Annotated in this window: 10 protein-coding genes; 6 read left to right on the forward strand and 4 right to left on the reverse strand. The window is 72.5% G+C overall.

Translation table 11 applies throughout. The features are described from left to right. Positions 1–10 precede the first annotated feature (10 nt). Complete coding sequence (locus BJ998_RS23435; RefSeq protein WP_184864856.1) at positions 11–2203, forward strand: glycohydrolase toxin TNT-related protein; 2193 nt, start codon at positions 11–13, stop codon at positions 2201–2203. Further along, on the forward strand, positions 2200–2553 hold the full coding sequence (locus BJ998_RS23440) for a hypothetical protein (RefSeq protein ID WP_246488639.1): 354 nt from the start codon (positions 2200–2202) through the stop codon (positions 2551–2553). The genes BJ998_RS23435 and BJ998_RS23440 overlap by 4 nt, the downstream gene beginning before the upstream one ends. A gap of 1 nt (position 2554) precedes the next feature. Here BJ998_RS23440 and hisN read toward each other — a convergent pair whose 3' ends face one another. Then, positions 2555–3337, reverse strand: coding sequence for a histidinol-phosphatase (hisN, locus tag BJ998_RS23445; RefSeq protein ID WP_312890296.1), 783 nt, complete (start codon positions 3335–3337; stop codon positions 2555–2557). 33 nt (positions 3338–3370) lie between these two features. On the opposite strand from hisN, the gene BJ998_RS23450 reads away from it, so the two are divergent. The 3 genes from BJ998_RS23450 to BJ998_RS23460 are packed head-to-tail and all read left to right on the forward strand — an operon-like array spanning position 3371 to position 5993. Beyond that, positions 3371–4045: a response regulator transcription factor gene (locus tag BJ998_RS23450; RefSeq protein WP_184864860.1), complete on the forward strand. Its 675-nt coding sequence runs from the start codon at positions 3371–3373 to the stop codon at positions 4043–4045. Positions 4046–4049: 4 nt separating this feature from the next. Beyond that, positions 4050–5330 (forward strand): ATP-binding protein, encoded by a 1281-nt coding sequence (locus BJ998_RS23455; RefSeq protein ID WP_184864862.1) that lies wholly within the window; start codon positions 4050–4052, stop codon positions 5328–5330. 60 nt (positions 5331–5390) lie between these two features. Continuing rightward, the gene (locus tag BJ998_RS23460) at positions 5391–5993 is read left to right on the forward strand and encodes a DUF3800 domain-containing protein (protein ID WP_184864864.1); all 603 of its coding nucleotides are present in this window, start codon (positions 5391–5393) and stop codon (positions 5991–5993) included. A gap of 98 nt (positions 5994–6091) precedes the next feature. Here the strand turns inward: BJ998_RS23460 and BJ998_RS23465 are convergent, their stop codons facing one another. The 3 genes from BJ998_RS23465 to BJ998_RS23475 all read right to left on the reverse strand — a co-directional run bounded on the left by BJ998_RS23465 (position 6092) and on the right by BJ998_RS23475 (position 9682). Beyond that, complete coding sequence (locus BJ998_RS23465) at positions 6092–6601, reverse strand: GtrA family protein (RefSeq protein ID WP_184864866.1); 510 nt, start codon at positions 6599–6601, stop codon at positions 6092–6094. Positions 6602–6647: 46 nt separating this feature from the next. After that, positions 6648–7142 (reverse strand): GtrA family protein, encoded by a 495-nt coding sequence (locus BJ998_RS23470; protein WP_184868881.1) that lies wholly within the window; start codon positions 7140–7142, stop codon positions 6648–6650. A gap of 362 nt (positions 7143–7504) precedes the next feature. Next, positions 7505–9682 carry a sigma-70 family RNA polymerase sigma factor gene (locus BJ998_RS23475; protein ID WP_184864868.1) on the reverse strand — a complete coding sequence of 726 codons (2178 nt, stop codon included), beginning with the start codon at positions 9680–9682 and terminating at the stop codon, positions 7505–7507. A gap of 170 nt (positions 9683–9852) precedes the next feature. On the opposite strand from BJ998_RS23475, the gene BJ998_RS23480 reads away from it, so the two are divergent. After that, positions 9853–10653, forward strand: a complete 801-nt coding sequence (locus tag BJ998_RS23480; RefSeq protein WP_312890297.1) for a GGDEF domain-containing protein — start codon at positions 9853–9855, stop codon at positions 10651–10653. Positions 10654–10712 lie beyond the last annotated feature (59 nt).

Raw genomic sequence — 10712 nt, forward strand, 5'->3', positions numbered from 1 at the left:
GCAACCAGTCATGGGGATCACCCTGCCGGCCGACCTGGCCGAGATCGCCGGGCAGGTCGGCGTGCAGTGGCCGCAGGCCGACGAGACGGCGATGCACAACGCCGCCCTCGCCTGGCGCACCGCCGCCGCCAAGCTGACCACGCTGGCCAAGGACGCCGACCGGTCCGCCAGCGACGCGCTCGGCGCGATGAGCGGCAAGGCCGCCGACGCCGCCGACGACTTCTGGGGCAAGTTCGTGCACGGCGAGAACGCCAAGTTCACGCAGGCCGTGAAGGGCTGCCTGGCCGCCGCCGACCGGCTCGAGCAGGCCGCGCAGAAGATCGGCGCGGCGAAGGTGGAGATCGTCCGCAAGCTGACGGCCGTGTCGCAGCACGCCGGGGCCGCCAACGCCACGCCCGGCGATCTGCCCAAGGCCGGCCTGAACACCCTTCTGTCCGGGGCCGGCGCGGACATCAACGGCATCCTCGGCGATCTCACCACCGCCGTGAACCCCGCGGTGCTGACCGCGCCCGCGGTTTCCGCCGACACGCCGGCCGCCTTCGACAAGACCAGCCAGGCTGTCGGACCGGACGGCGGTTTGCTCGGGCTTTCCACCGGTCTGCCGGACGTCGACGCCATGACGACCGGCGCGACGACCGACCCGTCGCAGGTGCGGTACGACCCGGCGACAGGTCAATATGTCGACAAAACCACGGGCAATGTGATCGACCCGAAGACCGGGTTGCCGACGCTTCCGGGCTCCGCCGACGACGCGCCGACCGGGCAGTTTCCCATCGACGGCACTCATCCCGGCGCCGCTGGGTCGCACGCGGCTCCGCCGCCGGACAACTCCGCCGAGCCGACCGGCCCGGTGCCGCGGCAGGTCGTGGATGCCGCCACGCCGCCGAGCTACGGGCATCAGGGCGGCGGTGGCTACACGCCGCCGCCGTACTCCGATCCCACGCCGACCGGGCCGGTGCATGTCGCGCCGCCGCACGTGCCGCAGTCGACCACCGTGCAGTCGGCCGCGCCCGTGTACACACCGCCGCCTCCGCCGCCGCAGGCTCCCGTCTACCAGCCGCCCAGCAGCGGCGGTGGTAATTACTGGACGCCTCCGACCGTGGACAGCCCGGCGCCGATCAGCTCGGGGCCCGCGCAGGGGATGCCGGGGATGCCCGGGCCGCGCGCGCCGATGCCGCCGGCGTTCGGGCAGCCGGGACTGCCGGGTGCTCCGGGGCAGCCGGGGATGATCCAGCCCGGCGTCGGGGGCGGTCCCGTGGCCGGTGGTCCGGCTGCTGGCGGTGCCGTTGTCGGTGGGCCTGCTGCCGGCGGTCCGGTTGCCGGTGGTCCGGTTGCCGGTGGTCCGGGCGCCGGGCCTGGTGCTGCCGCCGGCGGTGTTGTCGCTGGTGGCGCCGGTCAACCCGGTGCCGGTCAGCCCTACGCACAGCAGCCTGGGGGCGGAGCGCAGGGCGCCGGTGCCGCCGCGATCGTGAACACCACACGGCGGCCCGGCGATGTCGCCGGCGTCTACATCGACGACCATCGGGCCGTCGCGCCCGTGGTCAAACCGGTGGTGAAGAAGCCGACCGTCGCGCCCGGGCTGTTCATGGTCTACATGTTCCCCATCGGCCACATGCCGACGCCGAGCTCGCGGCCCGCGCGCCAGCTGCCGCCGCCGCCCGCCGAGGTCGACTACGCCGCCGGCCTGCGGTTCCCGCCGCACGACCATCCCGAGTCGGGGCTCATCCAGTCCCTCGGCGCCACGCACGCCGACGTGCCCGAACCCCGTGACGGCCAGGAACTCGCCGAGGGCTACGACCCGCTCGGCGGCGAGAACGAGCGCGACTGGGACCGCCGGTTCCTCGTCCGCGCCGGCACCGAGGAGCGTCGCGCCGAGTACGCGTGGCCGCCCGGCGAGCTGTTCCCCGAGGGCGGCTGCGACGCCGGCGAGGCCGTCGTGCTCGAACCCGGCGCCGTCATCGACCGCTTCGGCACGCCCGAGGGCCGCGTGTTCAGCGCCGACGCCACCCCGTTCACGCAGCGCTCGCTGCCGCCCGAGCACCTCGACGCCGGCTACCACCGGTACCGGGTGCTCGCCCCGCTGCCCATGTGGCAGACCATCAGTGCCGCCTGGTTCGGCCAGACCGGCGGCGGTGTCCGCTACCGGTCCGTCTACCCCGCCGCCGACCTCGTCGCGCTGGGCTTTCTGGAGGCTGTCGCATGAACGTCGAGTCGATCACCACGTGGCTCGAGACCGTCGGGGTGCCCGCCGAGGTGGTGTCCGTCGGCACCGAGGCCGACAACGCCTGGTGCCTGCTCCGCGAGGAGCCCCTCGGCGAGGACGGCGCCGTCACGTGGGAGGTCTTCTGGCGCGAGCAGGGCAACCGCTACGACTGGGCCCGCTTCACCAACGAGCAGGTCGCCTGCCACTACCTGTTCGGCCGCCTGACCTGGGCCCAGGTGGCACGCGGCGCGGTCGGCCTGCTCCCGGTCGTGCCCGAGCCACCCGCCGCACCCGTTGCGGCGCCGGCGGCACCCGCGCCGGAGGCTCCCGCGCAGGTACCGCCGGCGTGACCTAACGCGCCAGCAGGCGCAGGGCCTCGTCGTGCAGCTTGCCGTTGGTGCTCAGCGCCGAGCCGGCGGCGTAGTCCGGCTTGCCGGTCAGGTCGGTGAAACGGCCGCCGGCCTCGGTCACCAGGATCTGCGCGAACGCCACGTCCCACGGGTTGACGATCGCCTCGGCGGCGACGTCCATGACACCCTCGGCGATCAGGCAGTGCGACCAGAAGTCGCCGAACGCCCGGCTCTCCCAGCACGCGTCCACGAGCCGCAGGTACGCCTCGCGCGAGTGGTACTCCGTCCACGAGCCGAGGTCCGTGGTCGTCAGGTAGGCGTCCTCGAGGGCCGACACGCCCGAGACGGAAATCTTTCGCGGCTCGGCCAGCGGGTCGGACGTCCACGCGCCCTCGCCCGCGGCGGCCCACCAGCGACGGCTCAGCGCTGGCGCACTGCACAGGCCGACCTGCGGCTGGCCGTCGACGACCAGCGCGATCAGCGTGCCCCAGACCGGGACGCCGCGCAGGAAGTTCTTGGTGCCGTCGATCGGGTCCAGCACCCACGTTCGCCCTGGTCCGGCGCTGCCACCGCGCTCCTCGCCCAGGATCGCGTCGTCCGGGCGCTCGGCGGCGAGGACCTCGCGCACGGCGTCCTCGACGGCGACATCCGCGTCGGTGACCGGCGTTCGGTCCGGTTTGCGCTCCACCCGCAGGTCGCGGGCCCGGAACCGGGACAGTGTTATCGCATCGGCCGCGTCCGCCAATCGCAACGCCAGCGCCAAGTCAGCACCAAAGGTTGACACGGGTTGGATGTTGTCACGCCTACCCTGATTGACGTGAGCGTGGTACTGCTGGCCGAGGACGACCCGGCGATCGCCGATCCGCTGTCGCGTGCACTGCACCGCGAGGGCTACGCCGTGCATGTCGTGGGCGACGGCCCGGCCGCGCTGGACGCGGCCACCGCGGGCGGCGTCGACCTGCTCGTGCTGGACCTGGGCCTGCCCGGCATGGACGGGCTGGAGGTCTGCCGGAGACTGCGGGCCGGCGGGCGCAGCGTGCCGGTGCTGATGCTGACCGCCCGGGCCGACGAGGTCGACTTCGTGGTCGGCCTGGACGCCGGCGCGGACGACTACGTGGCCAAGCCGTTCCGGCTGGCCGAGCTGCTGGCCCGGATCCGGGCGCTGCTGCGCCGCCGCGCGCCCGGCACCGTCGAGGTCAACGGCGTGCGGATGGACCTCGCCGCGCGCCGCGTCACCGTCGACGGGCGTGAGCTCCAGCTGGCCAACAAGGAGTTCGAGCTGCTGCGCGTGCTCATGCAGCACGCCGGCCAGGTCGTGACCAGGGAGGACATCCTCTCCGACGTGTGGAGCGGCCCCGAGCTGAAGAGCAGCAAGACACTCGACATGCACATGTCGTGGCTGCGCCGCAAGCTCGGCGACGGCTCGCCCAAGGCGGCCGAGCGCCGAATCGCGACCGTGCGCGGGGTCGGGTTCCGCTTCAACTCCGAGTAACCGGATGCGCAAGAAGATCCTGCAGGCGATCCTGCTCGCGGTCGCCGTCACCGGGCTCGCGCTCGGCGGGCCGCTGGTGTACACGACCGTGCTGCTCGTCGAGGGCAACGCCCGGGCCCAACTGCAGGAGAACGCCGCCCACGTCGCCGACCTGCTCGACGAGCAGTACGCCAAGTTCCAGTCGTTCGACCTCAAGTCGATCGAGATCGCCGTGCAGAAGCAGGCGTACGTCCGGCTGACCGGCCCCGACGGCAAGATCAGCACGCTCGGCGCGCCCATCAGCGGCGGCAAGATCACGGCGTCCGCCAGCCTCGTGCCGCAGGGCACCGTCGAGCTGTCCATCTCCGACAGCAACATGCGCAGCACCCAGCTCAGCGAGGGCGGGTTGGTGATGCTGCTGCTCGTGCTGTCCGTGGGCATCGGCACCGTCGTCGCCACGCTCACCGCGCGCCGGCTGGCCGAGCCCCTGCAGCACGTCGCCGAGCGCGCCACCCGGCTCGGCGCCGGCGACTTCCGACCCGATCCCCGTCGGCACGGCGTGCAGGAGCTCGACGCCCTCGCCGAAGCCCTCGACACCTCCGGCGCCGCGCTCGCCCAGCTCGTCACCCGGGAGCGTGAACTTGTCGGGGACGTGTCCCATCAGCTGCGCAGCCGGCTGACCGCACTGCAGCTGCGGCTCGAGGCGTTGGCCATGCACCCCGACCAGGAGACCGCCGCCGAGGCCGGGGCCGCGCTCGAACAGGCCGACCGCCTCGCCGCGGTCCTCGACGAACTGCTCGCCGCCGCCCGCGCCGCCCGTGCCGTCGGCGCCGAGCCCCTCGACCTCGCCACCGAGCTGCCCGGCATCGTCGAGGAGTGGCGTCAGCGGCTCCGCGCCGACGGTCGGACGCTACGCATGAAGGTGCCCGACACCCTCGTCGTCCGGGCTACGCCCGCTCGCCTCCGTGAGGCCATCGGCGTGCTGCTCGACAACGCCCTCCAGCACGGCGGCGGCACCGTCACCCTCACCGCTCGCACCGGCGAGGGCACCGCCGTCATCGAGGTCACCGACAACGGCTCCGGCGTCCCCGACGAACTCGCCAGCCACGTCTTCGAGCGCGGCGTCTCCGGCCACGGCTCCACCGGCGTCGGCCTGGCGCTGGCCCGCGCCCTCGTCGACGCCGACGGTGGCCGGATGCAGCTCGCCACCGCCCGCCCGGCCACGTTCGTCATCTTCCTGCCCGTCCCCAAGCCCGACGACGTCCTGGCCGGCGTCGGTTGGCGCGCCGACCCCGGCCCCCGCTGACCGCGGCTTGAGCGAATTGGCCCGAAAGGTGTCGTCGGACGGTCCGTTTAGCCTCAGTCGGTGCCAGTCGTGCTCACCGCGTTCGCGGACGAGTCCTTCCAGGAGGACCCCGTCCACGGCTTCTACGTGCTCGCCGCCGCCGTGTTCCCGCCCGCCATCCATGATCAGGTGCGCGAGACCATGCTGGACCTGCGAAGCCGCCTGCGTAGCCGACGGACCACCGACAAGCTGCATTGGAACCATCTCGATCCCTACCAGCAGGAAGCCGCGGCCAAGCAGGTCGCCGAGATCGAGGGCTTTCACGTGGTCACGGTGGGCACACCGGTGCCGCAGCGCCGGCAGGAGCGCGCTCGCGCGGCGTGCCTGACTCGGCTGGTTCTCGAGCTACACAGCCTCGGTGTCACCGAACTCGTCATGGAGGCACGCGAGGCGGAGCTGAACCGGCGCGACGTGCAGACCGTGATCGGGGCCCGCTACGGCTTGGTCGGCCGGCCCGAGTTTCGGGTCAGCCATCGGTTCGGCTCACTGGATCCGCTGCTGTGGGCCGCCGACATGGTGGCCGGCGCTGTCAGGGCACATCGACTGGGCAGGCCGGCCCCGCGTGATCTTCTCGACGACTGTCTCTATGAGATCACCATCGACACCGGGTGCAGACATGCGTAGAGCCAGGCTCCCGGTATGCCCCAGGTCACCTGGCCCTGCGTCTCGCTCGACACCCGCGGCGCCGAACTCCCAGCTACAAGCCTAGCACCCGAAACCGCTCAGTCCTTGACCAGGCGGGGCCGGGCGTTGGCGTCGGGGAACACGAACTTCTTGAACGCCCACCAGCGGAAGGCCATGGCCACGAGGGTGCCGACGATCTGGGCGCTGACGAAGTCGGCGACCTGGACGCCGAGGGGGCTCAGGTGGTTGTGGTCCAGCAGCAGCACGTAGCGGGAGACCCACAGCGGCACCGAGTTGAGGGCCACGCCGACGCCGCTGACCAGGAAGAACAGGGCGGCCTCGTGTGGGCGCTCGCGGCCGCCGCGGGTGCGGAAGGACCACTCGCGGTTGAGGATGTACGACACGATGGTGGCGATCAACGTCGCGATGATCTTCGCGGTGACCGGGTGGGTCGCCAGGATGGTGGACTTCAGCCCCAGGAAGATCACCGTGTCGATGACGAAGCACGTTCCGCCGACCACGGCGAACTTCACCAGCTCGCGGTGCTTGAGCGCGAACGACCGGAACGGCTCCGGCACGCGCCTGATGAGGGTTTCGCCTACGGACACCCCGCCGAGTGTAGGGACGAAAACCCCAGGTGTCCGCCCGACCGGGCTAGGCGACCTGCTCCGACTGCCCGTCGCCCTCGGACGGCACGGCCCGCAGGTGTGCGACGCTGCCGGACCGCTCGGGGCGCACGTCGGCGGCCGGGAAGACCCACTTCTTGAACGCCCACCAGCGGAAGACCATCGCGATCAGGGTGCCGATGATGGACCCGAAGAAGAAGTCGGACAGCTCCTGCACCGGCATGCTGACCGCCGGCACCTGCAGCCCGAACACGTACCGGGAGACCAGCGTCGGCATCAGGTTCAGGCCCACGCCGATGGCGCTGACCAGGAAGAACAGCGCCGCCTCGTGGTGTCCCTCACGTCCGCCGCGGGTCTGGAACGACCACTCGCGGCTGAGCACGTAGGAGACGATGGTCGCGACGACGATGGCGATCGCCTGTGCGGTGATGGGCTTGGTGTCCAGGACGGTCAGCTTGAGGCCGTACCAGACGACGTTGGTGATCACGAACGTGGTGCCGCCGACGACTGCGAAGCGCAGCATCTCGCGGTGCTTGACGATCAACGCGCGCAGGGGCGCCGGGAAGAACTTGAACACGAACCGCACGACGGACGACACGACGGCAGTGTACGAACAGCCGCCTGAGAGGGTTCATCCGGTCACCCTCAGTGCCCGATTGAGGCCGTTTGGGCAGGCTGTCGCCGCGCTGTCGACACCAGCACGGCAAAGGCCGCCACCCCGGAGAGCGCTCGGCCCCGCCGGTGTTTCGCACGGTTGGCGGATTTCGGCCGCCGCCACCCGACGCGCCCCACCACCCAAGCCGGATGCGGCGGGCGAAATCCGGCAAGGGCGAGACACCGGCTGCCCGGGGGCCGAGCCGCGACGCCGAAGGCGGCGCCAAAAACTCAGCAGAACGGCCAGCGCGGGTCGAGCAGCGGCAGGCACAGCCCGGGGTCGGTGCGCGGGGGCGGCGGCGTGCTCGATGACGGGCTCGTCGTCGCGGGCGGCGGCGTGGTCGTGGTCTGCGGTGGCGGCGGCGTCGGTGTCGTGGTCGCCGGTGGGGTCGTCGTCCTGGGCGGCTGCACGGTCGTCGTCGGCGTCTTGGTCGTCGTCGACGGGATGGTCGGCAGCGTCGTGGACGTAGTCGTCGGCGTCACCGGCACGACCGGCAGCGGCGACGGCGGCAGGTCGCTGCCCGGGTCGCAGTCCAGCGGCACGTCGATCACCTTGTGCGCGCTGCCCAGCGAGCCGGCGATCTCCAGGGCGTCGTCCCGGTGGTGCCAGCGGAACACCCACACGCTGAACCGCGTGGTCTGCCCCTGCGCGAGGTCGAACTTGCAGTTGATCTGCTCGCCGTCCTGGTGGCACGGCGCGAGCGTGAGCAGCCAGCCGTCGTTCGACGCGTTCACGGTCACGGTCGCCGTGCCGGTGTGCGTGCTCCGGTTCGTCACGGAGACGTCGACCCGCGGCGTCCAGAAGTCGTGCCGCCACACCCGCGCGGTGAGGTCGAGGTCGTCGACCTGCCGCACCTGCACGTCGACGGTGGTGATCTGGATGGCCATGCCGCCGTTGGCCATGATCGAGCCGGTGATCTGGCCACCGGTCGCGTCCGGGCCGGCGGTCAGCTCGAAGCGGAACGTCACGGACTCGCCCGGCGCCAGGCCGGTGGCGGTGGTGCAGCTGATCGTGCCGGTGCCGCCGGTGCAGCTGATGGACTGCTTGCCGTCGGCGGCGAGCAGGTCCCGCGCACCGAACGACTGCGTGCCGCCGGGGACGGCCGTGACACCGCTGGGCAGGTTCAGCGTCGCCGTCACCGGTTCGGACGGCCCGTTGCCGTTGTTGGTCACGGTCACCGGCAGCTCCACGGACTGGCCGCCGGGCACGAGGCTGATCGGCTGCCCCGGGACGGACGGTACGAGGTCCGCCTTCGGTGCGGGAGTCGTTGTCGGTGGCGTACTTGGTGGCGGCGGCGAAGCCGGGGGTGGCGACGAGGGACTGCTCGGCGCCGTCGTCGAAGCCGGCGGCTGCTGCGCTGGCGGCGACTGCGTCGGCGACGCGGGGGCACTCGTCGCCGGGGGAGGCGGTGGCGGCGCGGCGTTGGCGGTGATGGGCTTGCTCTGCCCGGACGTCAACGCGAGGGCGACAACCACTGCAAGCGCGGCTGCGGAGGCCCCGACGCCGATCATCTGACGCGGCACTGCGCTCGCGGCGCCGGCCGCGCCGCCAGCAGCACCACCGGCCGCGCCGGCGGCGACCACGGTCGCGGCCTTCGCGGTGGTAGCGCCGATGGTGGCGAGGTAGCCGGCGGCGCCGAGGCCCAGCACCAGCGGCGCGACGACCGCGCGCAGCGCGCCGTTCACATCGGCCAGTTCGGCGGCGAGCGCCCGGCATCGCTCGCACTCGTCCAGGTGCGTCTCCACCTGGGCCGTCTCACGCTTCGACAGACCGCCGCGCGTCCACGCGCCCAGGCGGTCGACGGTCGCGCGGCACCGGTCGGCAGTGCTCTCCGCGAGGTGCACCTGCAGGTACGCCTGCCGCAGGCCCTCACGCGCCCGGTACGCCAGCGCCGACACGCCGTTCGCGGTCAGCCCCAGCAGCGGCGCGACGTCGGCGGGGGACAGGCCCTCGATCTCGGTGTGCCACAGCACCGCCTGCCAGCGCTCGGGCAGCCGGGCGAACGCCTTCGCGGCGAGCGAGCGCTCCAGCCCGGACACGGCGGTGTCGCTGAACTGCACGCTGATGGCCTCGGGGCTGGCCACCTCGGTGACGTCCTCGGCCAGCTCCAGCTTGCGGTCCCGGCGCGTCTTGTCGTACGCGGTGTGCCGCAGCGCGGTCAGCAGGTAGGCGCGGAACGCCGAGTCGGGGCCGCGACCGTCGCGCAACGTGTCCAGCACCTTGGCGAAGGCCTCGGCGACCAGGTCGTCCGCCTCCGCGGTGGACCGGGTCAGCTGGCGCGCGAGGTTGTACGCGGCGCCGACGTGCCGCTCGTACAGCGAGCCGTACGCCTCCGTGTTCCCGCCACGGACCGAATCGATCAGCTCCGCGTCGCTGGGACCAGGCACATCCAGAGGAGCTGTCGCCACCGGTCCCCCTTTCCATCCCTGCTGAGGGGACACAGTGTGACGGAATCGCGTGCCCGACGTCACGTCGGCAACCAATTCGGGTGAGGGGATCCGCGTCATGGTCGCGTTCGCGCACCGTCACAACATCGGGTCGATGGTCGACCCGACCGGAGTAGAGAGGAGCGCGACGAGTGGTTGCGCGGAATGCTGCCTCGTCACTGATCGGCCGACACGATCACCGTGACGCGCTGTGCACACTGCGGGCCCGGTGGCGCTCCGCGAGCCTGGCGTCCGGGTGGCCCTTCCCCAGCGACTGGGCGTTGGCCGAGGTCGACGAGGTGTGCGCGGCAGTGGTGACCGGGGCCGACCTGGTCGAGGTGGTGCCGGCGCTGGGCCGGGCCCGCGCGGCCGCGGGCGCCGGACTGGACGAGACGCTGCTGGATCTCGCCGCGCTGCACGCCGTGCTCACGTCCGAGGAGAGCCTGGTCTCCGCCGACCCCGACGCGACCCCGTCCAAGCTGCTGAGGGCCACCGCGCTGGGGTGGGCCGACGCCGCCGCCGACCAGCTCGGCACGCGCGAGGCGGTGGACGCCATGACCGGCATGACCACCACCTGCTACCTGCGCACCCGGCTCGGCGAGGTGTACCGCGACGCCGCCGCCGACGACCACGTGCTGATCCTGGTCGGCCTCGACCTGTCCGCGGTGGAGGGCTGGACCCGCTCCGTGGCGATGGTGCTGGTGGCGCAGGTGCTGCGCGAGGTGTTCCCCGGCGGCGAGACCGTGTCGCTGATCGGCCCGTCCGTGGCCGGCGTGCTGGCCCGCCGCGACGGCCGGGTGAACTCCAGACTGGCCAGAGTCCGCTGGTTACTCGCCCGACGGCTGACCGTGGACCCGCACCTGCACGAGGTCGGCACTCCGAGCGTGTGGCCGGAGATGCTGCCCGAGTGCCACCTCGAAGCCTGCGAACTGCTCGCCCACCTGGGCGGCTGAGTCCCCCGCGCGGCCGGGCGTCTGCTCCCTGTCACGTCCGGTCGCGTGGCCCTGTCGTG

Source organism: Kutzneria kofuensis (assembly GCF_014203355.1).
GTDB classification, from domain to species: Bacteria; Actinomycetota; Actinomycetes; order Mycobacteriales; family Pseudonocardiaceae; genus Kutzneria; species Kutzneria kofuensis.